The sequence below is a fragment of the Parvibaculum sedimenti genome (genome assembly GCF_009184905.1).
GTDB classification, from domain to species: domain Bacteria; phylum Pseudomonadota; class Alphaproteobacteria; order Parvibaculales; family Parvibaculaceae; genus Parvibaculum; species Parvibaculum sedimenti.
In genome coordinates, this window is the sequence record NZ_WESC01000012.1 from 83,536 (window position 1) to 107,645 (window position 24,110).

A 24,110-nucleotide genomic window follows, 5' to 3' on the forward strand; every position below is an offset into this window, starting at 1 on the left:
ATGGAACGACAAATCGGGGAGGGCTCATGCCCTCCCCTTTTCCGTTCAATTTATCGGACCGAAGGCCGGCGGCGCGCCGAACCGCGCATAGGCTTCAATGCCTGCGCGGGTGAACGCGGCGTAGAGCCAGAGCGTCGCGAGGCTCGCCGCGAACCAGACAAAAAGCGCGATGGCAACGTGGCGCCGCCCCGCCTGGGGCGCGACATGATCGCGATAGAGCGCCGCGAAGGCAGCAAACATCGTAGCCTCGATGCCCGGCAGAATGACGACTGCCAGGTCGACGAAGCTCTCTGCGCGTGCCGATGCCAACGCAAGGCCAAGATAGAGAACGAGCGCCGTGCCGACAGCGGCAAGGCGCGGGTTTGCTGCTATCAAAGGGCCGGGATGTATCTGTTTCATGAGCATGGTCTCTCCCCCTGTTGTCGGCGCACAAGTCTCCGTTCGGCCACGCATGATTTTGCGGGCCGGCAAGCGCCGGAATGAAATGCGTGTCTCGTCGTTAAGCGCGTGAAGGCGGCGCGCAGATTTCGCCGCGCCGGTCTTCGGCAATCCTCTTGAGATTTCTCATATGAACTCCTGCGGTGTGATCACCGGCAGGAACCTGAAACGACAAGGGCCCCAACCGGTTTGTGGGGCCCTTGAAGTCGCGTTTGCAGGCTAAATCAGCGCGTGCGGAAACGACCGGGCCCCGTGGGCACGTATTCGCGGCCAAAGGCCGAGGAATGGAAGTTTCGCACAACGTGTGTCATGGCGCGCAACATACAGGCGAGTCGTCCGTATGCAAACCGATATTCGGAACGCATCGGAAAATTGCCGCCCACTGTGGCAGAACTGTCGCCTAGAGCGTCCGCGACCCGATCATCCCCGACATCCAGGCGAAGCGGAACACCATGGCGGAGGCGCAGCAGAACAGGCCCAGGATGAAGGCCATCCAGACGCCAACGCCTTCAAAACCGAACACGAAGACGAAGAGCAGCGCCGCCGGGAACCCGACGACCCAGTAGCTCACACCATTGATCCACATGGGCGCCTGCGCGTCTTTCAGCCCTCGCAACGAGAGGCTGAGCGTCACCTGCAGCGCATCGAAGAACTGGAAGGCGGCACCGAGACGCAGGAAGACGATTGCGTGTTCGATGACATTGACGTTAGCCGGATCATGCGCATCGATATAGAAGCCGACGATCTGACGCGGAAAGACGGCGAAGGCCAGTCCGGTCAGGATCATGAAGAGCTGCCCGAGCACCGAGGCCGTGATACCCGCGAGACGCACGCGCGGCATGTCCTTCGCGCCCGCGGCGAGCCCCACCCGCACCGTCGCCGCCGTCGCGACACCGAGCGGCACCATGAAGGCGAGCGCGACGGCATTGAGCGCAACCTGATGCGCGGCGACGCTCTCCGTGCCGAAATAGCCCATAATGAGCGTTCCGGAATTGAAGAACATGGCTTCGAAGATCATCGTCATGCCGATCGGCAGGCCGAGCCGGACCACCTCCGCGAGCTTGGGCCAGGCAGGCCGCATGAAACGGTGGAAAATTCGATAGCTCGCAAGCGACGGCGTGACGAGGATCGCGATGAGAAGCGCGAAGAAGCTGAACGCGAAGGAAAGCGCGCTCGCCCAGCCCGCGCCGAGGAGCCCCATGCGCGGCGCGCCGAAATGCCCGAAGATCAAGGCATAGCCGAGCGTCGCATTGACGACCACCGTCAGCATCATGACGACGAGCGCCGCCCGGGGATGGCTCAAGGCATTGGTGTAGCCACGCAGCACATTGAAGGCGAGCGTGAACGGCAGGCCGAACATCAGCACATGCATGAAGGCGCCTGCATCGGCGCAGAGCCTGGCGGGCTCGCCGAGCAGCAGGAGAATGTCACCAGTGAAATAGAGCAGCAGCATCATCGGCGGCGATATGAGCAGGATTGCCCAGAGCGCCATGCGCACGCTGGCGCGAACAGCGGGGGCAGCGAAGCGCTTCTCGCCCAGGGTATGCGCGATCATCGGAGCGACCGCGACGGCGGGCCCCATGCCGAGCAGCCACATGGCCCAATAGATGCTGAGCGCCAGCGCCGAAGCCGCGAGCGCATCCTTGCTATAGGCGCCAAGCATCAGCACGTCGATCGTACCGACACCCATCTGGGCGAGCTGTGTAATTACAATGGGCCCCGCAAGCCGCAACAGCGCGCGCGCCTCGATCTTCCAGGCCGGAGCGACATGGGCTCCAACGTCTGTTGTTGTCTGAATATTCTGAATTGAATCGGTCATTTGACGGGCTTTGTTCTGCGGAGCCCGATGAACGATGGAGGTGTCGAAGCGGACAAAAAAATACCCTCCGGAGCGGACATCGGGCTCGGGAGGGTTCGATCCTTGGGATCCTGCGGATTGTTAGTCCGCGCGTTCCTCGCGAGTCATCGGCACGCACGGCGATACGCGATCGCCGTGCGGCGCCTTATCTGCGGTGCTGATTGAACTCGCCATGAATTTGCTCGCTCGAACGCAGGCCCGGCCTGCTGGGAGTGAAATGGTTACGCCTCGCATTTGCCCGAGTCAACCGGACGGCCTGGCTCTGCGGCCCCGCGAGGCCATTGAGCCAACAAAAAAGGGAGAGCCGATGGCTCTCCCTTTGTCTTTTGCGATCCGCAGCCGCTCAGTAGCCGACACCGCCGGAGAACCAGGCGCCACCACCGGCGCTGACGACCTGCTCGGCCTTGTCAGTCTTGCGGACCATCACTTCCGCATAGCCCGGACGTCCCTCGTGCCGGTCGCCGCGCGCAAGACGCCCCTGCGCGGGTGCGCAGGCCAGCATGCCGTTCGAGCCGTGGCGCAGCGCCTCGCCCTCGTGGCATTCGATGGTGTAGCCGGCGGTGTAATCCGCAACCTTGCGCCCCTCACCGCCCGCGAGGCGGCCAATCGTGGCGACGAGCATGTCGCCGGAAAGGCAGCGGAAGAGTTCCACATCATCCTGCGGTCCGACTTCAAGCGAGGGCGTGCTGATGCGGGCCGCTTCTTCAAGGCCCTTGGCACTGACGCAGACGCCTTTGACCGGCTTCATGACAACTTCGTTGCGCACAACCACATTGAGAGCGCCCATGGGCATCGCCTGCGGCGCGGCGACATAATAGCTGCCGCCACCGCCACCCGAACCATTACCGTTGCCGATGCCGTAACCGCTGCCGCCTGAATTGCTGCGGCCTGTGCTGCTACTCGCGCCTGTTGCGCGGCTTGCGGCATTGGCCGCCGTTTCCGCATTTGCGTTAGCGACCGAGGACGCCGTCGCAAATGCGGACGTGTTCACCGTCACGCTCACATTATTGACGTTCGTATTGGTGTTCGTGTTGGTGTTGGTGTTGGTGTTGGTGTTCGTATTCGTGTTGGCGTTCTGATTGTTGTTGTAGTTGTTGTTTTCGTTGAGGTTGACGTTCTTGTTGATGATGCCGGTGCTGCTGCCGCCGCCACCTTCCTCGCAACCGCAATCATCCGCAGGCGGCGGGGGCGGCGGCGAAGGTTCCTGGCAACCGCAATCCTCCTGCGAGCCACCGCTGTAATCCGTGCCTGCTCCGGCAAAGGCGGGCGCCGCGCCCAACAGGCCATAGGTTCCGAGGCCCAGCCCAAATGCCAGGGCGGCCGTCGCGAAGGTAGTCGAGTGTTTCATCCTTGCACTCCTGGCCCGGAAGGGCACGTTCTGCTGCGCCAATGGGGCGCCTTGGCCCCCTCAATGCGAAAGACGTGCCGTCCCGGACTCGCCCGCCGGCCGGAAGCGAAACACTATGAAACGCGGGCGAACGGATCGGCATTGCGAGTGCTGGCATGCTTTCTGCTCTCCACCCCATGCGAACGGACTTCGTGCCGCCTTGCGTCTCCGTTCGGGACGAAAGGCCACAAAAAGATTTCGTGAAGGCTGCTCCGATACGGGACGCGCCTTCGAGTTTGGACTAGCATTCTCGTTCTGGGCAAAGGGGGGGCTTCCCTGCCGGGCGAGACAGGCGCGGCAGGGAATGAGTGCGATGAAGCACAAGACGACACAGGCGCTCTTCGACTACTGGAACGTCATGCGCGCGGGCCGCCCCGCGCCGCTGCGCAGCGAGATCGAGCCGGGCGCCATCCGCCGCCTTCTTCCCCATGTGTTCATTCTTGAGCGGCATGACAAGCAGAGCTACCGCTTCCGCCTTGCCGGCACGGGCCTTTGCAGCGTCTACGGAATGGAGTTTCGTGGGCACAATTTCCTCTCCATGTGGCAGGACGATTGCCGGGAAAGCCTCGACAAGGCGCTTGTCGAAGTGACGGCCAATGGCAATGTCGCCATCGTCGAATACACGGCCTCAACAAACGATCACCGCGAAGCGGCCTTCGAAATGATCCTGATGCCGCTGGCGCAGGAGAATGGCGCAATCACGCGCGTACTCGGCGCCGCCGTACCGATGAACGAGAGCGTATGGATTGGCGATCGCCTCCTCGCGCGCCAGTGGATCGACCGTCTGAAGATTGCCGATCCCGAGCGCATGCCGAAACGTGCCTTCACCCAGCCCTCCGCTGAGGCCGCACGGCGGATCGTGCGCGAAAGGCCGCCCGTTATCAGCGCAGCGATCGCGAGCCTCGCCCATCGCCGCCCGCCGCTCCGCGGCGAGCGCTCTTACCTGCGCCTCATCAAGACGGCCACGTTCAGCGACGAGCAGCAGTGAGCCGCACCAGACCAACAAAAAGGCCGGCGCTAGCGCCGGCCTTTCTGTTTCAGCCTTGAACCTGCGATCAGGCGGCGTGACCCTGGCGATCTTCAGCGATCGTCACGTGTTCCGGGGCAAGCGCCGCGCGGCCCAGAATGTCATCCGAAATCTTCTCGGCGATCATGATCGTCGGCGCGTTGGTGTTGCCGCCAACCAGCGTCGGCATGACCGAAGCGTCGACCACGCGCAAACCTTCGATACCGCGCACGCGGCACTTGTTGTCGACGACGGCCATCGGGTCGTTGCCCATCTTCGCCGTGCCGACCGGGTGATAGATGGTTTCCGCCGTTTCGCGGATCCAGCTGTCGATCTGCTCATCGGTCTGCTTGTCGGCGCCCGGCCAGAACTCCGGCCCGCGATAGGGGTCCATGGCGCGCTGCGCAACGATATCGCGGACGAGGCGCACACCGTCACGCATGACGCGGCGGTCGGTCTCGGCTTCGAGGTAATTCGGCTGGATCAGCGCGTGGTCTGCCGGATCGAGCGATTTCAGGCCGATATAACCGCGGCTCTCCGGACGGAGTTGGCATACATGGACCGTGAAGCCATGTCGATCGGACTTCGTTCGCGCATGGTCGCGCATCATCGCGGCCACGAAATGGATCTGGATGTCCGGCACTTCGAGCTCCGGGCGTGTCTTGAGGAACGCACCCGATTCAAGACCGTTCGAGGTCGCGACACCCGTCTTGAAGAAGGTGTACTGCATGCCCGTCAGCAACTGGCGGAACAGATTCATCTGGCTGTGCAGCGTGATCGGCAGCTTGCACTCATAGATGGAGGTGCAGTCGAGATGGTCCTGCAGGTTCTGGCCGACCCCCGGCAGATCGGCCACGACGTCGATGCCGAACTTGCGCAGATATTCGCCCGAGCCGATGCCCGAGAGGAGCAGCGTCTGGGGCGAGTTCACCGCGCCACCCGAAAGAATGACTTCCTTGTTGGCGCGAACCGTCTTCTTCTCGCCATCCTGGACATATTCGACGCCGACCGCCTTCTTGCCCTCGAAAAGGATGCGTGCGGTAAGCGCCTTCACCTCGACCTTCAGGTTCGGACGCGACAGCGCCGGAACCAGATAGCCAACAGCGGCGCTGCAACGCTTGCCGTTCTTGATGGTGAGCTGATAGGGGCCGACGCCTTCCTGCTGCGGACCGTTGAAATCGTCCGTGTAGGGGTGGCCCGCCTGCTTGCCGGCCTCGACGAAGGCGTCGAAGAGCACATTGGTCTTGCGCGCATTGGTGACGCCGAGCGGGCCCTCGCCGCCATGGAAGGCGCTGTCGCCATTCTCATTGCCTTCGGCGCGGCGGAAATAGGGCAGCACGTCGGCGAAACCCCAACCTTCCAGGCCGAGCTGGCGCCAGAGGTCGTAGTCGCGCGCATGGCCGCGGATGTAGATCATGCCGTTGATCGAGGACGAGCCGCCAAGCACCTTGCCGCGCGGCCAGAAAAGCTTGCGGTTGTTCAGATGCGGCTGGCCTTCCGTGTAGTAGTACCAGTTCGCAGTGTCCGTGCCGATCAGCTGGCCGACGCCGGCGGGCATGTGGATCATGAAATTGGTGTCTTTGGCGCCTGCCTCGAGCAGAAGAACCTTGTTCGCCGGATTTTCCGACAGGCGGTTCGCCAACACGCAGCCCGCGCTGCCCGCACCAATGATGATGTAATCGAATGAGCTCATAGTTCCCGGCCTTCCCTGTGACTCGACCTTTTCGGGGCGCTCGTGCCCCGCCGCGCTTCTCACTGCCCTGAGGCAGCCCGATTCCCTGCGATGGTCGGATTTTGCGTGGATTGTCAGCAATCAACAAAGCTGACGCAAGCGTCAATTTTGAAGAAGCACCGCAATTTACCACTTTCCTCCAAAATAGATGTTTCACCTGCTCTTGCGATAAATTTTCATTAACCCTGCTTCCATATTCTGGCTCGATCAACGTCCTCCCAAGTCGGACGCCAATGGCGAGCTAGAATTGATGACGAACGACGAACCAGGCAGCGAGCGTCGACGCCACCCGCGCATTCCGGTAGCCGTGAAGGGCCGCTTCCTGGCCCCGGACGGCTCGGAGCACGAATGCGTTATCCGCGACATGTCGCTTTCGGGCATTGCCCTGATCGCCGACGTGGAGGTGCCTGCCGGCGCGCATCTCATCGTCTACCTCGACGATTTCGGCCGTTTCGAGGGACCAGTCGTTCGCGCCTTCGAGGGCGGCTTTGCCATTGAAACCGCGCTGAGCGGCCCGCGCCGCGAGCGCGTGGCCGAAAGGCTCAATACCTATGCGACCGGCGCCGCTGCCCCCGATGCCGATAGCCGCCGCAACTTCCCGCGCTATGCGCCGCAGGATGGAGGCTTTGAAGAAGGCTCCGTCGTGACGCTGGCCGACGGCCGGACGGCCCCCTGCCGCATCGTCGACATGTCGCTGGGCGGCGCCAATGTGGCAACGGAAGTGCGTCCGCCGCTCGGCACGCGCGTTTCCATCGGCCGCATGAAGGGCCGCATCGTGCGCCATACGCCGGAAGGCTTCGCGATCGAATTCACCGACATTCCCGAACGCGCCAGCGCGCTTTCGCGCCCATTCGGCTGAACCGTTCCGCCCTCGCCGCGCCCACTGCCCTCATCTAGACTGCGAGTCGCACGCAGACAGCCGGGGGACGAACATGGGCGAGCCAATTCTGAAATATGAACTCATCGACGATATCGCCGTCCTGACCATGGATGACGGGCGGGCCAATGCGCTCGGCCACAACATGATCGACGCGATCGGCGCGAGCCTGAGACGCGCCGAGGGCGAGGCCAGGGCCGTGCTGCTGCTCGGCCGCGAGAAGCGCTTTTGCGCGGGCTTCGATCTGGAGGTCATGGCCTCGGGCCAGGAGCATGTCCAGAAGCTCGTCACGGCAGGTGCGGAGCTCATGCTCGACATGTACACCCACCCGCTTCCCATCGTGATCGGCTGCACCGGCCATGCGCTGGCGGCGGCGGGCTGTTGCTGCTCTCCGCCGATGCACGGATCGGCGCAGAGGGTGAGTTCAAGATCGGTCTGCCGGAAGTCGCCATACGGATGACCTTGCCGATCTTCGGCGTGGAGCTTGCGCGCGACCGGCTGGCGCGGAACCACCTCACTGCCGCGGTGACGCAGGCGCGCATCTACAATCCGGTGGAGGCCGCCCTCGTCGGCTACCTCGACCAGACGGCACCCGCCGAGCGACTCAGGGAAACGGCGCTCGCCCGTGCGCGCGAACTGGCGCTGCTGCCGCAACCGGCTTTCCGTAACACCAAGCTGAAGGAGCGGAGCGCCACGGTGAAGCTCATTCGCGACACACTTATGGAAGATTTACGCACTTTCGACGGTGCAACACGCTAGAAGATTGATGATTTGTGGTGGCGGCTGGGCCCGCCGGCTATAACCGCCTCCATCGAAACAGGCCCACTGGAGGTAGCACCATGCTGATCCCGACCATTAAACGGCTAGGGTTTGTTCCCCTCGCCCTGCTTCTCGTCATCGGCCTTGTCGGCATGCCCGACACGGCGCGTGCAGACTGCAGCCCAACCGGTACGAACGGAATCATCGGCGGCCTTGGCGGCGCGGTTGTCGGCGGGCTTCTCGGCTCGACCATCGGTGGCGGCTCGGGCCGAACGCTGGCAACCATCGGCGGCGCGCTCGCAGGCGGCCTCGTCGGCAACAACCTCGCGACGCAGCTTTCCTGTCAGGACCAGAACTACGTCGGCAGCAGCACGTCGCGGAGCCTCGATAGCGGCCAGCCCGTGAGCTGGCACAATCCCGATACGGGCACCTACGGCGATGTGAAGCCGGTGCGCAGCTACAATACGCAACAGGGCCAGTATTGCCGCGAATTCCAGCAGACGATCTATATCGACGGAGAGCGCAAGCAGGGCTATGGCACCGCCTGCCGCCAGCCGGATGGAAGCTGGAGGATCGTCAGCTAACCTCACCGGGTTCATTCATTATTAAGGCTGTTTGGCGATGCCCGGAAAATTTTTCGGGCATCGCTTTTTTGTGTGCGGGGCGCGAAGCAGAATGCGCACCCCACACCCACCACAACCCGCTACACCAATCGCCTGTTTTTTCAGGCAAATTGGAGCACTGTCGCCGGCGCGAATGCGCCCGCGCGGAAGTCGATAAAATTTGAGCAAAATTTAAATCAATGACGATTCTCATTCGATTAAAAACCACATCGCTCACTTAAACGGCGGCAAACGCCTCTTTGCCACTCTGTACACGCGGAACAGGAAGTTCCGCATCGACGGATAGTGGGTGGTGGACGTGAACCGGAATTATTCGCTCGCCCTGGCGGCGGGCATCGCCCTGTGGGTGGCGGGATGCCAGTCGACAGGGAGCATAGGCCAATCGGGCGGCATGCTGATGAATAGCGGCGTGACCATGGCGGCATTGCATATGCCCGTCGGTCAGCAGGTCGTGCCGCCCAATGGCTTCATCTCGTTCTGCCTGCGCAATCCGAAGGAGTGCGAGGGCGGAACGGACCACCCAACCAACATGGTGATGACCCCCGGTCGCTGGACACAGATCAACGAAGTCAACGATTACGTGAACCGCAACATTCCGCAGATCGAGGACATCGACAATTACGGCACTGTCGAGAACTGGACCTATCCCAACGAGCGGGGCGGCGATTGCGAGGATCTGGCGCTGCTTAAGCGCAAGATGCTGATCGAGCGCGGCTGGCCTGCGAGCGATCTCCTCATCACGGTAGTGCGCGAGTGGAACGGCGACGGTCACGCCATTCTCGTCGCGACGACCGACAAGGGCGACTACGTGCTCGACAACAAGAACTGGGCGATCGTGTCCTGGGCTCAGGCTCCATACACATGGGCGAAGCAGCAGTCGCGCGAGCGGCCCTATATCTGGGTCAATCTCGACCAGTCGAGCTTCCGCCTCGCCTCCAATGAGACCGTACCGCCGCTCGGTGCGCCGATACCTTTCGTCGAAGCCGCCAATCGCATGAAGCCGGCGGCGAATGCGCCGCTGCGCCCCAGCCTTGCGAACGGAGATGTTCGCCCGGCCGCCTCACAGGCGCCCACTGCGGCGCTTGCGATGAACTGAGAGATACGGCCCCATCGGCCGCAACGTCCCCCACGACCGGGTCCGCCCCCACAGGCCCGGTCCTGTCGAGGCCGGTCCTGTCGCGCCCACACGACAGGGCCGGTATTCGACATCGGGGCATATGAGCCTTACTTGCCCTTCCAGACCGGCTTGCGCTTCTCCGCGAAGGCGCGCGGTCCCTCGATCAGATCCTCGCTGCGGAAGAGCGCTGCGACCGAGGGATATTTGCCGTTGATGGCCTTTTCCAGATTGGCTTCATTGAGGCCCTGATAGACAGACTCCTTCGAGGCCCGGATCGACATGGGCGAGCATTCCATGATCAATCCCGCCCAGCGCCTGGCTGCGGCGAGAAGCTCGGAAGCCGGAACGACTTCGTTCACAAAGCCGAGTTCCTTGCCCTCCTTCGCGGGAACCTGACGGCCGGTGAGGATCATGCCGAGCGCCTGCTTGGTGCCGATCTGGCGCGGCAGACGATGCAGACCGCCGGCAAGCGCGGCAAGGCCAACCTTCGGCTCGGGAAGCGCGAAGACCGCATTTTCCGAGGTAATGATGAGATCGCAAGCCAGCGCGATTTCAAAGCCGCCGCCCATGGCAACGCCATTCACCGCCGCGATGACCGGCTTGTTGAGGTCGTAGCGCGAGGTGAGACCCGCGAAACCCGACGGCGGCACCTCGATCTTGTTGCCTTCCGCCTGATAGCGCAGATCGTTGCCGGCGCTGAAGGCGCGTTCGCCCGCGCCGGTGATGATCGCCACCCAAAGGTCGTCATCCTTCGCAAAGTCATCGAAAATTTTCGCCAGTTCGAAATTCGCCGGCGGATGAAGCGCGTTCATCCGTTCCGGACGATTGATCGTGACGATCAGAAGGTGCCCTTCCCGTTCGGCTGTGCAGTGTTCGGTGGTCATGCGCGTTCCCTGTTTGCGGCTGCCGGGCGCGTTGTGGCCCGTTGTTTCGGCATGAAATCTGCCCTCTCGACTCCCGGGGAGCAAGCATCCCGACGTTGACGCAAGGGTAATGAGTGCGTCTTATTGTGACGAAATGGCAATTACCGCTGCGTTCGTATGGCGAATCGGCATTATTGTCGGCGACACGCAAACGAAGCGGCACTGAAAGACATATGGCCGGAACCGGTTCCCATTCTCGAGCTGAAGCTGCAGACGCAGATGCTGCGTCCCGGCGCTGGCTGCTGAAATATGGCGACCGCATCTACGGCCCCTACTCGTTCGACGCGATGAAGAACTATATCGCGGAGGGCCGCGTGATCGCGCAGAGCATCATTGCGCCCGACGGCACGCCAGCCAGCGCCGAGACGTGGCAGAGCGCCGCGCTCGTTCCCGACTTCGCGATATTCTTTGACGGCGCCCAGCCCGAAGCGGAGCCCGCGGCGCCGACGCCAGGCATCACGCAAACACAGGCCCAACAGGCTATTGCGCAGACGGCCGCCTCCGACGCGACGGCAAAACGCGAACCCGAGACAGATGTCGCGGAAGGCCGTCGGGAGCGGACCTCCTACGGTTCCGCCAAGGGACAGGTGGACAGGCGCCGCCAGCCGGAGACGGCGAATTTCATCATCATCATGGACATCAAGGCGCGGTACGCAGGTCCGCTGGAACAGGCGATCATGTCACTCGGGCCCGCCTACAAGCTCGCCCCGAATGTCTGGTGTGTGAATACCAACGGAACGGCGGGCGGGCTCCTCAACGATCTCAGCATGCACATCGGCAAGAGCGACACGATGTTCATCGTCGACGCGACGCGCGACCGCACAGCCTGGCTCAATCTCGGCCCGGAAAGCGATGCGAAGATCCGCCGCGTCTGGCGCCGCCCCTTCTGAAAACTCTCATATTTGCGCGGATGACGCCGCGGCGTTTCCGATGCTAGGTTGCGCGAATGGCCAACGGGTCTTCAGGGATATCCCCTGAAGGGCCTTTTTTATTTCAATGAACCGCGCGCGACGAACCGGTCGGCCGCGGCGACGTCACGCACAGAAAGGCAATATCCGTGGCAGCAGCAACAGGCGACACCGTACAGGTGCATTACACGGGCACACTCGGCGACGGCTCCGTCTTCGACAGCAGCCTCGAGAGCGACCCCATCGAATTCACGCTTGGCAGCGCCGCCGTCATTCCCGGTTTCGAGAATGCCGTGCTCGGCATGCAGATCGGCGACCGCAAGACCTTCACCATTCCCGCCGGCGAAGCCTATGGCGAGCGCGATCCGCGCATGGTGCAGGACGTGCCGCGCTCCGAACTTCCAGCGGACATGGAGCTCTTTCTCGGCATGCGCCTGACGGCGAGCGACAATGAGGGGCGGGAAATTCCGCTCGTCATCACCGAACTCACCGACACGTCGGTGAAGCTCGACGCCAATCATCCGCTGGCTGGACAGGACCTCACCTTCTCCATCGAACTCGTCGCGGTGAGCTGACGCGCACGGCGCCTTAGCCGCGCGGATCCGGCAAAGGCATCCTGATGCCGCGCCGCCGCGCTTCGACGAAAGCCTTCAACGCCGCTGCGGACATGCTCCGCGGCGGCGTTTTTATTTCCGGCTCGTCAATGATCGCGGCACGGAGCGGAAGCTGTTGCGGAGCCGGCAGGGATGCGCCGTCTGGAAGCCCTGCCAACTCCCGCATGATCGAGGTGGCATCGCGCCAACGCGCGATCATGGGCCCGCCCAGCGCGCTCATATCCGCGCATTTCGACGGCGTGGACTGACCACGATTGCAGAGGATCGTTTCGCGCACGATGTCGAACTGAAAGCGCGCGCGGCTGATGAACTCCGGGAAAAGCCCTGCCCTCTGCGCCGCTGCGGCAAGCGGCAGGAACTCCGCACAGGTCGTCTGCTGACGGTCGAGGAGATCGGCCAGAGTCTGCTGCGGCACCGGGGTGCCCGCTTGCACCGCTGCGCAGACGCGCCAGAGAATATCCGCCGCCGCATGATCGTAAAGCTGAATGAGGCCGCGGTCGCGGTCACCCAGCGCCCCGTAAAGGCGCGCAACGTCCGCAGGTTTCCACTGCCTGTATTCATCAATGAAACGCAGCACATCGACTTTCTGTTCGACGGGCGCAAGCAGAGGCACGGCTGGTGCTGGTGCTGGTGCTGGTGCTGGTGCTGGTGCAGGCAATTTGCTCTGCGGCAAGACCGAAATGCCCTCGGGAATGAACGGAAAGACGCGCGCATTGGCCATGGCCGGCCTGCCGTCCGCCATGGCCGGAATGAAGAGGAGGCGCAGTCCCGTCGGCTGTTGCTCGATCTGGAAGAGAGCCGCGCTGTCGGCGGCGCCGGAGATACGAAGCGTTCCCTCGACGCCAGTCTCCCTGCGCTGACCATTGAGGGAATAGACGCGCCCATCCGGCAGGCTGAGGCGCCCGACAACGCGGGTTCCCGCCTCCTGCAGGCTGAGGCTCATGGCGGCGGCAGAGTCCGTGCCGATGAAGTTTCCGGTGAAGCCCTCAGCGTGTGCCGCGCGCGCCAGAAGGAGCATGGCAACGACGCAGGCCAGCCACAGCTTGCCCATGAAGCGCTCCCCCCTTGCGGGGGGAGGCGTGTTTCTGTCGATGCCCTGCGCCACGGTCTTCCCTTAAGCGGGCCCGTCCTAGCGCCCGACGAATTTCGGCTGGCGCTTTTCCATATAGGCCGTCATGCCTTCCTTCACATCTTCCGTCCGCATCAAGGGCAGAAGCTGCAGATAGACATGATGCACATGTTCCGGGAAAGGTTCGTTAAGGCCCATGCGCATCATGCGTTTGGCAGCTTGAACGGCGAGCGGCGCATTTGCGGCGATTTCCTTCGCCAGCGCCCAGGCGCGAGGCATTAGCTCCTCGTCGGCCACGACCTCGGTGGCAAGGCCCCATTCGACGCTCTCATCAGCCGAAAGCGTGCGTCCCGTGAAGATGAGCTTGGCGGCCTTCTCCCAGCCGATCAGGCGCGGCAGGAACCAGGTGCCGCCGGATTCAGGTACGAGACCGCGCTTGCAGAAGGCGGCGGCGAGCTTGGCCGACCTCGCCATGATACGCATGTCGCAGCCGAGCGCCGTGTCCATGCCATAGCCCGCCGCGCCGCCATTGAGGGCGCAGATGGTCGGCTTTTCCATTTCGTGAAGCACGGTCGGCGGCGTGTGGCGAACGTTCAGCGTCGTCGAGACGACACTGCCGCTCAGAATGCCCGTACCGCCGCCCGTCTGGGCGCGGAGATCGAGCCCCGCGCAGAAGGCGCGGCCCGCGCCGGTGAGAATGACGACGCGCACATTGCTGTCCGCATTGGCTTCGAGAAGGCGCTCGGTCAACTGGTCGAGCATCGGCCCCGAGATCGTATTCATGCGCTCCGGCGCATTAAGCGTGATCGTGGCGATATGTTCGGAGACCTCGTACAGGACTTCCTGCGGCTGGCTCATTCTATCCTCCTTTTTGTTTTTGAGCTCGACCCGATCAGTCGACGATCTTCAATTCGCGGGCGTAACGCTTCCAGTTCTCGACGTAATGGTCGGACGAAAGGCGCAGCGCGGCGCTCTGCTCTTCGGTCAGCGTACGAACCACCTTGCCGGGCGCACCGAGAACCATCGAATAGTCGGGGATATCCTTACCTTCGGGGATCAGCGTGTTGGCGCCGATGAGACACCCCTTGCCAATGCGGGTTCCATTCATGACGATGCTGCCGATACCGACAAGGCTTCCCTCGCCGATGGTGCAGCCATGCAGCATAACCATATGGCCAATTGTGACGTTGGCCCCGATGATAAGCGGCGAACCCGGATCGGTATGCAAAACCGAGCCATCCTGAACATTGGAATTCTCGCCGATGGTGATCAGTTCGTTATCGCCGCGGATGACGGCGTTGAACCAGATGCTCGCATTGCGTTCGAGCTTCACATTGCCTATGACCTGCGCATTGGGCGCGATCCAGTATTCGCCTTCGGGCGGGAGAACGGGCTTCGTACCGCCCTGCGCATAGATAGCCATTGTTTATCCTCAATCTGGTGTCTCATTGCGGCAAACTATGCCATGCCACGCGGCTCGATACGAGACGCGGTGTCACGAAGCCGCAACGCTGACCCAATAGCCTCGTTCGGTCAAAATAAACGGAGAGCCTCATGACCCAACGCAAGTCCTTCGAAGCCGATCTTGAGACGGCGGACGACGACGCCATTGCGCGGTCCATGGCGCCGACGCTGGGTGAACTCTGGTCGCGCCGCGCGATCCTGAAGGGTCTGGGTGGCGTCGGCCTGGTGGCCACAACCTCGACCGGCTTCCTCGCGCTCGCAGCTTGCGACCGCGCCGCCGCCGTACCGGGCTTCAACTTCAAGGAAATTGCGCGAGGTGTCGATGAACGTCACCATGTCGCGGAGGGCTATGATGCCGACATCCTGATCCGCTGGGGCGACCCGGTGCTCGCGGATGCGCCGGCCTTCGATCCGCAGCATCAGACGGCGGACGCCCAGCGCAAGCAATTCGGCTACAACAACGACTATGTGGGCTTCGTGCCCCTGCCCTACGGCTCCGGCGCGAGCGACCGGGGGCTCCTTTGCGTCAACCACGAATATACGAATGCACTGCTGATGTTCCCCGGTCTCGCCGATGTAAAAGCGGCAAGCGCGGAACAGGTGGACATTGCTATCGCCGCGCATGGCTGCTCGATTGTCGAGATCGCGCGGGGGACGGACGGCAAATGGGCGCCGGTCGCTGCGGGCGTCTATAACAGACGCATCACGCCGCTCGACACCGAAATCAGGATCAGCGGCCCCGCCGCAGGCCATGCACGCCTCAAAACCTCCGCCGATCCGGAAGGAATCCGCGTCCTCGGCACACTCAACAATTGCGCGGGTGGCATAACGCCCTGGGGGAGCTACCTGACCTCCGAAGAAAATGTGAACCTCTATTTCGCGGGCAAGCTCGAAGGACATCCGGAGGCCGGGAACTACAAGCGCATGGGCATTCCCGGCGACAAGATGGGCTGGGCGCGCTTCCACAAACGCTTCGACATCAACGAGGAACCGAACGAGGCCAATCGCTTCGGCTGGGTGGTCGAGATCGATCCGCTCGACCCCGCTGCCGCACCACGCAAGCGCAGCGCGCTTGGCCGCTTCAAGCATGAAGGCTGCGAGAATGCGACGACGAAGGATGGCCGCCTCGCCATCTATATGGGTGACGACCAACGCTTCGAATATCTCTACAAGTTCGTTACCTCGGCAAAGGTCGATCCGCAGAACCGCGCCGCCAATCGCGACCTCCTCGATGAGGGTACGCTTTATGTCGCCCGTTTCGAGGAAGATGGTTCCGGCACATGGAGACCGCTCGTCTATGGCGCGAACGGGCTCAACGCCGGAAACGGCTTTTCCTCGCAGGCGGACGTGCTGATCGAGGCGCGTCGCGCGGCGGACATTCTCGGCGCCACGCCGCTCGACCGGCCTGAAGACGTGCAGCCCAACCCGCGCACGGGCAAGGTTTATGTCTCGCTCACCAACAATTCCAAGCGCACGGCGGACGAGATCGACACTGTCAATCCACGCGCGGATAACCTCTGGGGGCAGATCGTCGAGATCACGCCCAAGGGCGGCGACCACGGCGCGGAGAGCTTCTCATGGACGCTCCTCGTCACCTGTGGCGACCCGGCAAAACCCGAGGAAAAGGCGAAGTGGAACGCGGCGACGAGCACTGACGGTTGGTTCGCCTGTCCCGACAATCTCGCGGTGGACGGCAAGGGGCGGCTCTGGGTGGCAACCGATCAGGGCGTTGAGTGGAGCCAAACCTCCGGCGCCGCCGACGGCATCTTCGCGCTCGAAACCGACGGTGCGGGACGCGGCACCTCGCGCCGCTTCTTCCGCGTACCCGTGGGCGCGGAAATGTGCGGCCCATGCTTCACCCCGGATTCGAAGACGCTTTTCGTCGCCGTGCAGCATCCCGGCGCTGACGGGACGAAGGATTTCCAAGGCTTCAACCGCGCTTCGACCTTCGACGACCCGGCAACGCGCTGGCCGGATTTCACGCCCGGCATGCCGCCGCGTCCCTCCGTCGTCGCCATTCGCGAGAAGAATGGCGGCCCCATAGGGGGATAGGTTGCGCAGCCCCCGCCAATGCCGCAATCTCGGCCGGGGCAAATGACTGGGGCGCGGCGGGCATGAAGCTGTTTTTTGACGTTCTGATCTTCCTCCTCCTCGCCCCCGTCCTCTTCATCTTCGCCTATCAGAACGGCTATCTCGACGCTTACGTGCCGGAAGATGCCGTTCCTGCCGATCCCTTCATTCGCGCGGAGCTGACGCAGGCAACGAGCGGCTCGGACCTCAGCCGCCGCATCGACAAGGCACTCGACGCTGGCAACTTTGACGACGCGACCATGTATGCCGACATCGCCGACTATATGGGCGCGACCATTGAGCCCGGCACGGCCGCGCGCCTTGCACGTGAGAAGACGCTCACCAGCACCGCCATGCGGAACACGGGCAGTTTCTTCGAGGGCTTCGTCACCGGCGAAGGCAGCGACACGGCCTCGTTCATGGGCGCAATCACCTCCGACCTCACCGTCATTGGCGATGTGCGCGACATCGGCTCGGAAGGCACGAAGCTCATCAATGGCCAGGAATATTCGCAGTTCGTCCTCGGCCTCTCTGTCGTCGGCCTCGCGGCCACCACCGCGACCATCGCGACCGGCGGCGGCGCTCTGCCTGCGAAGATCGGCGTATCGCTCATCAAGATTTCGAAGAAAGCCGGAACGCTCACTATCCGCTTCACGCGCGACCTGACGCGCATGCTCGGCGAGGCGGTCAATTTCGAGCGGCTCGGGCGGACGCTCAAGGAAGTGAACCTCACCGACAGCGCCGCGACCCGCCACGCGATTGCGGATTACGCCAATGGCGTTTCAATGGCCCGGCTCACCCCCGTCTTCAAGGATGTCGCGGCGCTTGAGAAAAGCGTCGGCCCGGCCGAAACCGTGCGCCTGCTCAAATATGTGGAGAATGGCGACGACCTCGCCCACATCACCAAGATGAGCGGCAAGCTCGGCACGAAGACACGCGGCATCATCGAACTGACAGGAAAGACCAGCCTGCGCGCCTTCAAGACGGTGGCCAATCTGATCCTCTGGGCGGCAGGCTGGGCCTGGGCGCTCATCGCCGCCGTCGGCGCCGGCTTCGTCGGCTCGCTCCGCCGAAGGTTCAGGCGCCGTCGGGCAGCTTGACCTTCAGGCCGCCAAAATCAGGCTCAGAACGAAGACGCCCGAGATGAAACTCCAGATCATCGCGAGGCAGGCCGAGAAAAGCAGCCAGACGGGCGGGCGGTTCTCGAAAACCTGGGCGCGAAAGGCGTTGCGAAGGATCACGTTCGGCCCGGCGAAAATCAGCGTCGCCACACCCATCACATTCCCGATGGTCGTATCCGACCAGACCTGGAAGCTCGGATGCTTGCTGGTCACGATGCGATAGACGCTGCCCGTAATGCCCGCCGCGACGAAACCCGTTGCCACAGAAAAGAAGAAAGCCAAACTTTCAGACATGCCCTGACCCCAAACCCCTGCCCAGCGCTCCTGCGGGCGCCCCACCATTGTCGAGCCCTTATCCGCAAGGCCCGTACCAGCCGGCCCGTCGGGATGGATGGCAATAAAATCTTTGCAAGTCAGTGGTTTAGATGAAGGTCGGAAGCGCCGAGCGGCTATTCGTTTCGCTTTGTGCCGCGGCCTTGTTCCAAGGCGAGACAGACATTGTCCAGCAATGCGCCGTCGCTACACTGGTGGCAAACCCGGCGGTCCGAAGGAGTAGGTTGAGTGGCGCGACAGAAGCAATCAGGCGGGGAACTGGTTCACGAACGCCCGGCCTGGATTCTGCCCCTGCTGGTCGCGCTCGGGGTCCTGATCTTTTCCGGCATCTTTCTCTATTACTATTTCGGCCCGACGCCCGCCGAACTCCTCGGCCGCGATCCGAAGGCGAGCGCGGCGACGCGGCGCATCGAGGCCGTCATCGGCGGCACCCGCTTCCTCATCCCTGAAAATTACACACGCTACCCCTCGCAGCGCGGCGGCGGCCGGCAGGCCGAAGTCGCCATGCATGCGCTGCTCCCCGACTTCGCGCCCTATTCGCCGGAGCGGCAGGCCGAATTCACGGACAACACGCCCGAGGCGCAAGTCGTCTTCTTCACGCTGCTTGAAGCGGGCGCAATGCTCCCCGCCGAACGCCGGTTGAAGGAGGTCTATACGAAATACCTCGCCTCGACGGTGGCGGAAAAGGACCGCACGGGACTGGAGAAATTCAGCTTCAAGCGCGAGTCAGGCTACCGGGACCAAGATCTGCTTGTCGGCACCGACAACGATGGCAGGCTCATTCTCATCACCTGCCAGCAAAAGACGGCGCTGGTCGAGAGCCCGAATTGCACGCGCAGCCTTCTGCTGACGAGAAACCTCGCCCTCACCTATCGCTACAAGCGCGCGCGTCTGGCGGAATGGCGCCGGATCGACGAATTGATGGTCCGGCTTGTCACATCATTCGAGGCGCCGGGACTTCCCAACGGCCTCGAAGGCACGATAACGGATTGAGGCTCCAAGCCTCACTCCGGCAGGTCGATGTCCAGGATCGCCATCTGGAAGGCGTAGGAAACCTCGCCGTCTTCCTCGTCCTTGAAGATCACGCCGATGAACTCGTCACCGATGTTCACTTCGCAGGAGTCGTCCTTCTGCGGCCGCTTCGTGACCGTGATCGAAGGAAGACGGAACTTCTCGCGCAGATAAGCCTCAATGCGCTTGATTTCGGTCTTGTCCAAATCCGTCTCCAATCATTGTCCTTGCGGCGTAAGGCCCGCGTGGCGGAGGTTTTAACCGCTCGCGGGCCCTCGCGCAAACCATCTTCAACGGGTCGTATAGCCCCCATCGACCACAAGTTCAGCGCCGGTGGTGAAGGAGGATTCGTCGGACGCAAGGAAAAGCACGGTATTGGCGATTTCATCGGCGACGCCGAGGCGTCCGATCGGATGCAGCATGGTGAGCAGCGCGATCACCTCATTGCCCGTTTGAGCAAGGCCCGGCATGCCCTTTTCCGCCACGTTGCGCACCATCGGCGTGTCGATATAGCCCGGATGCACGGAGTTCACGCGGATGCGGTAGCCTGCGTCCGCGCATTCGAGCGCCGCCGCCTTGGTGAGCAGGCGAACGCCCCCCTTCGCCGCCACATAATCGGCCGCATTGCTCGAACCGACGAGGCCGAGAATCGACGAGATATTGATAATCGATCCCAACGCGCCCTTGGCGGTCGTCTTCTTGATGGTGCGGATGCCGTGCTTGCAGCCGAGAAAAACGCTGTCGAGATCAACCGCAATGGTGTGGCGCCAGTCTTCGAGCGACTTGTCCTCGATTGGTCCGCCCTCCGGCGCGATGCCCGCATTGTTGACGACGATGTGAAGCCCGCCATAGCGGTCTTCCGCAAGTTTCGTCACGCGCTCCCACTGGCCCTCGTCGCAAACATCATGGTGCATGAAGACGGCCTCGCCGCCTATGCGCTGAATTTCGGCGACGACCGCCTCGCCCGCCGTCTCGTCGAGATCCGTGCAGATGACCTTTGCGCCTTCCCGCGCCAGCGCCTTCGCGCTCGCCGCGCCGATACCCTTTGCCGCACCCGTCACGATGGCGATCTTGCCTGTCACCCGTCCCATTCAACTCTCCCGTCTGACGATTATGATTTTTATGCATTCTGGCCTGTCCGCGCGCTTCCGCAAAGGAGGAAAGCGGGCTCGAGCCATGCTATAGAGCATCAAACAACACGCATCAGGACCCGTCATGGCCGTCGCCTACCTGCTTTTCTACAAGACCTCGAAACCTGTCGACATTCTGACGCAGCTCCGCGCCTACAAGGAACGTGAGCTCGACCGCTCACCGCCCGCGGGACTTCGCCATGCCCGCATTCTCACCGGCACCGACGGCAAGTCGGTCGCCTTCTACACCGAATGGGACGATGCTGAGGGCCTTGAGGAAATGCGCGACTCCGTTCCCTGGGAAGCCTGCATCGACATCAACGATGTCCATGCCGACTCGCATGAGGAAAAAGTTTTCGAAATCGCCTGAGAGGTTACATGCCGCCGCAAGGACATCCTGCTTCCTCCTACTACGTCGCCACCGCGAAGGGCCTTGAGCCGCATCCGGTTCTCCGCGGAGCCGAAACGGCAGATGTCTGTGTCATCGGCGCCGGCTATACGGGCCTTTCCACCGCAATCCATCTCGCGGAGCGCGGATTTTCGGTCGTCGTGCTGGAGGCCGAGCGTGTCGGCTGGGGCGCATCGGGCCGCAATGGCGGCCAGCTCGGCACGACGCATCGCAAGGATCAGCAAACGCTGGAGACGATGCTCGGCCCAGAATGGGCGCATCGTCTCTGGTCGCTCGCCGTCGACAGCGTCGCCACCGTTAAAGGCCTGATCGCCGACAACGCCATCGACTGCAACCTGAAGCCGGGCATTCTTCACACGGCATGGAAAGAGGGCGAAGCGCCGGAGCTTCGCGCCGAAGTCGAGCATATGCAGCGGGAATATGGCGTCACCACGCTGCGCTACGTGCCGGCCGATGAAGTCCACGAGATGGTCGGCACGAAGCGCTATTTCGGTGCCATTCTGGACATGGGCGGCGCACATCTCCATCCGCTGAATTATTGCCTGGGGCTCGCCTGCGCGGCTACAGCCAAGGGCGTTCGTATTTTCGAGAACTCGCGCGTCACCGACATCGCGAAGACGGACCCTGCCCGCGTGACGACTGCCGAAGGCTCCGTCACGGCACGCCATGTCGTGCTCGCCTGCAATGCCTATCTCGGCAATCTCGTACCCCGCATCGCGGGCCACATCATGCCGGTCAACAATTTCATCCTCGCGACAGAGCCTCTGGGCGAAGCAGGTGCACGAGCACTCATCCGCGACGATGTCGGCGTGCAGGACACGAAATTCGTCATCGACTATTACCGGCTCTCCGCCGATCACCGCCTGCTCTTCGGCGGCGGCGAGAATTATTCGGGCCGGTTGCCGCGCGACCTCGCTGCCTTTGTGCGAAAGCCGATGCTGCGCGTCTTCCCGCAATTGAAGGATGTTCGCATCGACTATGCGTGGAGCGGCACACTGGCCATCACCATGCCCCGCATCCCGGATTTCGGGCGAATCGCGCCGAACATTTTTTACGCGCAGGGCTATTCAGGTCAGGGCATCAACCTCGCAACGCTGGCAGGCAAGCTTCTCGCGGAGGCCGTCGCGGGACAGGCCGAGCGGTTCGACTGGATGGTGGACATCAAGGTGCCGAACTTCCCCGGCGGCACATGGCTGCGCTATCCGGGGCTTCTGGCCGGTGTGTGGTGGTACACGCTGAAGGATCGGCTGCCGTAGGGCGAGCGAGTTAAACGCCCGCGCCCTTCTCGTCTTCGCCGATGATGTGATCCATCTCGTGGCTCGGCTTGTCGCAGCCCGCGCAGCCTACGATTTTCGCCGGAACGCCAACAGCCGTGCAATGCGCCGGGACATCGTGCAGCACGACACTGCCCGCGCCGATGCGGCTGTATTCGCCGATCTGGATATTGCCGAGCACCTTCGCGCCAACGCTGATGAGCACACCGCGATGGACCTTCGGGTGGCGATCGCCCGTTTCCTTGCCGGTGCCGCCCAGCGTCACGCCATGCAGCATCGAGACGTCGTCGTCCACCACCGCCGTCTCGCCGATGACGATGCCGGTCGCATGATCGATGAAGACGCCGCGACCGATCTTCGCCGCCGGATGAATATCCACCGCGAAGAGATCGGAGATACGGTTCTGCAGGTAGAGCGCCATGGCGCGACGGCCCTGCGTCCAGAGCCAGTGCGCGATGCGGTGCGTCTGCAGCGCGTGGTAGCCCTTGAAGAAGAGAAGCGGCTGTACATAGGAGTGGCATGCCGGATCGCGCTCGTAATAGGCAACGATATCGGCCCGCGCCGCCTCGCCGATTTCCGGAGACGCCTTCAGAGCGTCGTCGAAAATCTCGCGGAGCTGCATGGCACGGATTTCCGTGTTCCCGAGCTTCTGCGCGAGGTGATAGGTCAGCGACGCATTGAACTGGCGATGATTGAGGACGGTCACATAGAGAAAGCTCGCAAGCGCGGGCTCGCTCTGCGCCATCTCCTGCGCTTCGTTGCGCATGCGCTCCCATACCGGATCGCAAACGGCCAGAGCATCCGCATAATTGCGTTCCACCGGCTTCGACATGCGGCGCTCCTTCCTTCATCCGTGGCCCGGCCAATGACCTGAGCCCCCAATTCACATTACCGGGGCGGCAAACTAGCACATGGAAGGGTCTGTGGATAGTTCTATAAAAGAACTGACAAAGCGCCCCAGCTACCTCCCTGTCCCCAGGTGATATGGTTCGAGTCGAACGGAATATAAGGGGGAAGCGCTCCATGCCCTTCGCAAAAGTCGGCGACATCGAGATCCACTACGACCGGCATGGGCAAGGGCCCCGCCTCCTCTTTATTTCGGGTACAGGCGGCGACCTCCGCATGAAGCCCAATGTCTTCGACGGACCGTTGCCTAAGCATTTCGACACCCTCGCCTATGACCAGCGGGGCCTTGGCCAGACCACGAAGCCCGACTGCCCCTATTCCATGGCTCAATATGCAGAAGACGCCGCCGGGCTCATGCATGCCATCGGCTGGGGTTCGGCCATGGTCATCGGCGTCTCCTTCGGAGGCATGGTGGCGCAGGAGCTTGCGATCAATCATCCGCACATGGTCGAGGGGCTCGTCCTTTGCTGCACGACGCCGGGGGGCGAAGGCGGCGCCTCATTCCCCTTCCACACGATCGAGCACCTGAAAGGCGAGGAGCGTGCCCGCCACATGATCCCGATTTCCGACACGCGGCATGACGGGGCCTGGGCCAAGGCCAATCCCGCCGCCTATGACGCGATGGTGAGCTTCGCGAGCCTCGATCCTTATGCGGACGAACCGGGCACGGCCATTGGCCGCCACCGCCAGCTCGAAGCGCGTGCAAAGCACGACACATGGGACCGGCTGGACCAAATCCGCTGCCCCACCCTCGTCTGCGCCGGACGCTATGACGGCATCGCGCCGCCTGCGACAGTGGCGAAAATGGCAAACCGCATTCGCAGCTCGGAGCTGCGCCTTTTCGAGGGCGGCCATCTTTTCATGTTGCAGGACCGCGAGGCATTCCCGGCGATGATCCGCTTTCTGAAGGGTGATCAGCCGTAAAATTGTGTTTGACTGCCCCCAATCCGTCCCCCGTGACATCTAGTGTAATTAGCCTAAGCCTGTCCCGTCGCTTGTCTCAACTGACGTGCCACTGAAGTTTCCCCCACGGGGGATTAGAGCCTTGGCATGATTATGCCCTCTCGGGCGGGTTGAGCAA

The 24,110-nt window shown here is 62.7% G+C and carries 24 protein-coding genes and 1 pseudogene; 13 read left to right on the forward strand and 12 right to left on the reverse strand.

Going from position 1 to position 24,110, the window contains the following annotated elements:
• Nucleotides 1–45: 45 nt before the first annotated feature.
• The 3 genes from F2P47_RS13495 to F2P47_RS17725 form a co-directional block, all read right to left on the reverse strand.
• Nucleotides 46–399: a hypothetical protein gene (locus F2P47_RS13495; protein WP_152216899.1), complete on the reverse strand. Its 354-nt coding sequence runs from the start codon at nucleotides 397–399 to the stop codon at nucleotides 46–48.
• A gap of 439 nt (nucleotides 400–838) precedes the next feature.
• Nucleotides 839–2,257 carry an MATE family efflux transporter gene (locus F2P47_RS13500; protein WP_152216900.1) on the reverse strand — a complete coding sequence of 473 codons (1,419 nt, stop codon included), beginning with the start codon at nucleotides 2,255–2,257 and terminating at the stop codon, nucleotides 839–841.
• 382 nt (nucleotides 2,258–2,639) lie between these two features.
• Nucleotides 2,640–3,644, reverse strand: coding sequence for a hypothetical protein (locus F2P47_RS17725; protein WP_185681113.1), 1,005 nt, complete (start codon nucleotides 3,642–3,644; stop codon nucleotides 2,640–2,642).
• 343 nt (nucleotides 3,645–3,987) lie between these two features.
• On the opposite strand from F2P47_RS17725, the gene F2P47_RS13510 reads away from it, so the two are divergent.
• On the forward strand, nucleotides 3,988–4,671 hold the full coding sequence (locus F2P47_RS13510) for a PAS domain-containing protein (protein ID WP_185681114.1): 684 nt from the start codon (nucleotides 3,988–3,990) through the stop codon (nucleotides 4,669–4,671).
• 67 nt (nucleotides 4,672–4,738) lie between these two features.
• Here the strand turns inward: F2P47_RS13510 and F2P47_RS13515 are convergent, their stop codons facing one another.
• Nucleotides 4,739–6,382, reverse strand: coding sequence for a choline dehydrogenase (locus tag F2P47_RS13515; RefSeq protein WP_152216903.1), 1,644 nt, complete (start codon nucleotides 6,380–6,382; stop codon nucleotides 4,739–4,741).
• Between the two features lie 289 nt (nucleotides 6,383–6,671).
• On the opposite strand from F2P47_RS13515, the gene F2P47_RS13520 reads away from it, so the two are divergent.
• The 4 genes and pseudogenes from F2P47_RS13520 to F2P47_RS13540 all read left to right on the forward strand — a co-directional run bounded on the left by F2P47_RS13520 (nucleotide 6,672) and on the right by F2P47_RS13540 (nucleotide 9,776).
• Nucleotides 6,672–7,280 carry a PilZ domain-containing protein gene (locus F2P47_RS13520; RefSeq protein WP_152216904.1) on the forward strand — a complete coding sequence of 203 codons (609 nt, stop codon included), beginning with the start codon at nucleotides 6,672–6,674 and terminating at the stop codon, nucleotides 7,278–7,280.
• 163 nt (nucleotides 7,281–7,443) lie between these two features.
• A pseudogene (locus F2P47_RS17955) lies at nucleotides 7,444–8,057 on the forward strand (crotonase/enoyl-CoA hydratase family protein).
• 80 nt (nucleotides 8,058–8,137) lie between these two features.
• Nucleotides 8,138–8,641: an RT0821/Lpp0805 family surface protein gene (locus F2P47_RS13535; RefSeq protein ID WP_152216907.1), complete on the forward strand. Its 504-nt coding sequence runs from the start codon at nucleotides 8,138–8,140 to the stop codon at nucleotides 8,639–8,641.
• Nucleotides 8,642–8,978: 337 nt separating this feature from the next.
• On the forward strand, nucleotides 8,979–9,776 hold the full coding sequence (locus F2P47_RS13540; protein WP_185681116.1) for a transglutaminase-like cysteine peptidase: 798 nt from the start codon (nucleotides 8,979–8,981) through the stop codon (nucleotides 9,774–9,776).
• Between the two features lie 128 nt (nucleotides 9,777–9,904).
• On the opposite strand, the gene F2P47_RS13545 is transcribed toward F2P47_RS13540, so the two are convergent.
• Nucleotides 9,905–10,681, reverse strand: coding sequence for an enoyl-CoA hydratase-related protein (locus F2P47_RS13545; protein WP_152216909.1), 777 nt, complete (start codon nucleotides 10,679–10,681; stop codon nucleotides 9,905–9,907).
• A gap of 212 nt (nucleotides 10,682–10,893) precedes the next feature.
• On the opposite strand from F2P47_RS13545, the gene F2P47_RS13550 reads away from it, so the two are divergent.
• Nucleotides 10,894–11,610: a hypothetical protein gene (locus F2P47_RS13550; RefSeq protein WP_152216910.1), complete on the forward strand. Its 717-nt coding sequence runs from the start codon at nucleotides 10,894–10,896 to the stop codon at nucleotides 11,608–11,610.
• A gap of 167 nt (nucleotides 11,611–11,777) precedes the next feature.
• Complete coding sequence (locus tag F2P47_RS13555; protein ID WP_152216911.1) at nucleotides 11,778–12,203, forward strand: FKBP-type peptidyl-prolyl cis-trans isomerase; 426 nt, start codon at nucleotides 11,778–11,780, stop codon at nucleotides 12,201–12,203.
• Between the two features lie 13 nt (nucleotides 12,204–12,216).
• Here the strand turns inward: F2P47_RS13555 and F2P47_RS13560 are convergent, their stop codons facing one another.
• The 3 genes from F2P47_RS13560 to F2P47_RS13570 form a co-directional block, all read right to left on the reverse strand.
• Nucleotides 12,217–13,293: a catalase family protein gene (locus tag F2P47_RS13560; protein ID WP_152216912.1), complete on the reverse strand. Its 1,077-nt coding sequence runs from the start codon at nucleotides 13,291–13,293 to the stop codon at nucleotides 12,217–12,219.
• Between the two features lie 78 nt (nucleotides 13,294–13,371).
• Nucleotides 13,372–14,169: an enoyl-CoA hydratase/isomerase family protein gene (locus tag F2P47_RS13565; RefSeq protein WP_152216913.1), complete on the reverse strand. Its 798-nt coding sequence runs from the start codon at nucleotides 14,167–14,169 to the stop codon at nucleotides 13,372–13,374.
• Nucleotides 14,170–14,203: 34 nt separating this feature from the next.
• A complete protein-coding gene (locus F2P47_RS13570; RefSeq protein WP_152216914.1) occupies nucleotides 14,204–14,734 on the reverse strand; it encodes a gamma carbonic anhydrase family protein in 531 nt (176 codons plus the stop codon).
• 131 nt (nucleotides 14,735–14,865) lie between these two features.
• Here F2P47_RS13570 and F2P47_RS13575 point away from each other — a divergent pair, with 131 nt between their 5' ends.
• Both F2P47_RS13575 and F2P47_RS13580 read left to right on the forward strand, forming a co-directional pair.
• Nucleotides 14,866–16,827, forward strand: a complete 1,962-nt coding sequence (locus F2P47_RS13575) for a PhoX family protein (protein ID WP_152216915.1) — start codon at nucleotides 14,866–14,868, stop codon at nucleotides 16,825–16,827.
• Between the two features lie 62 nt (nucleotides 16,828–16,889).
• Nucleotides 16,890–17,945, forward strand: a complete 1,056-nt coding sequence (locus F2P47_RS13580; RefSeq protein WP_152216916.1) for a hypothetical protein — start codon at nucleotides 16,890–16,892, stop codon at nucleotides 17,943–17,945.
• 3 nt (nucleotides 17,946–17,948) lie between these two features.
• Here the strand turns inward: F2P47_RS13580 and F2P47_RS13585 are convergent, their stop codons facing one another.
• Nucleotides 17,949–18,260: a DUF6949 family protein gene (locus F2P47_RS13585; protein ID WP_152216917.1), complete on the reverse strand. Its 312-nt coding sequence runs from the start codon at nucleotides 18,258–18,260 to the stop codon at nucleotides 17,949–17,951.
• A 267-nt stretch (nucleotides 18,261–18,527) separates the two neighbouring features.
• Here F2P47_RS13585 and F2P47_RS13590 point away from each other — a divergent pair, with 267 nt between their 5' ends.
• The gene (locus F2P47_RS13590; protein ID WP_152216918.1) at nucleotides 18,528–19,292 is read left to right on the forward strand and encodes a hypothetical protein; all 765 of its coding nucleotides are present in this window, start codon (nucleotides 18,528–18,530) and stop codon (nucleotides 19,290–19,292) included.
• Nucleotides 19,293–19,303: 11 nt separating this feature from the next.
• Here F2P47_RS13590 and F2P47_RS13595 read toward each other — a convergent pair whose 3' ends face one another.
• The gene (locus F2P47_RS13595) at nucleotides 19,304–19,516 is read right to left on the reverse strand and encodes a DUF3126 family protein (RefSeq protein ID WP_152216919.1); all 213 of its coding nucleotides are present in this window, start codon (nucleotides 19,514–19,516) and stop codon (nucleotides 19,304–19,306) included.
• A gap of 84 nt (nucleotides 19,517–19,600) precedes the next feature.
• Nucleotides 19,601–20,401 carry an SDR family oxidoreductase gene (locus F2P47_RS13600; protein ID WP_152216920.1) on the reverse strand — a complete coding sequence of 267 codons (801 nt, stop codon included), beginning with the start codon at nucleotides 20,399–20,401 and terminating at the stop codon, nucleotides 19,601–19,603.
• A gap of 124 nt (nucleotides 20,402–20,525) precedes the next feature.
• On the opposite strand from F2P47_RS13600, the gene F2P47_RS13605 reads away from it, so the two are divergent.
• Together F2P47_RS13605 and F2P47_RS13610 are read left to right on the forward strand one after the other, a co-directional pair.
• Nucleotides 20,526–20,810, forward strand: coding sequence for a hypothetical protein (locus tag F2P47_RS13605; RefSeq protein WP_152216921.1), 285 nt, complete (start codon nucleotides 20,526–20,528; stop codon nucleotides 20,808–20,810).
• Between the two features lie 8 nt (nucleotides 20,811–20,818).
• Nucleotides 20,819–22,105 (forward strand): NAD(P)/FAD-dependent oxidoreductase, encoded by a 1,287-nt coding sequence (locus F2P47_RS13610; protein WP_152216922.1) that lies wholly within the window; start codon nucleotides 20,819–20,821, stop codon nucleotides 22,103–22,105.
• A 10-nt stretch (nucleotides 22,106–22,115) separates the two neighbouring features.
• On the opposite strand, the gene cysE is transcribed toward F2P47_RS13610, so the two are convergent.
• Entirely contained in the window at nucleotides 22,116–22,955 is an 840-nt protein-coding gene (gene cysE / locus F2P47_RS13615) for a serine O-acetyltransferase (protein WP_152216923.1), read from the reverse strand.
• 191 nt (nucleotides 22,956–23,146) lie between these two features.
• Between cysE and F2P47_RS13620 the strand changes: the two genes are divergently transcribed.
• Complete coding sequence (locus F2P47_RS13620) at nucleotides 23,147–23,953, forward strand: alpha/beta fold hydrolase (RefSeq protein ID WP_185681117.1); 807 nt, start codon at nucleotides 23,147–23,149, stop codon at nucleotides 23,951–23,953.
• The last annotated feature ends 157 nt before the right edge of the window (nucleotides 23,954–24,110 follow it).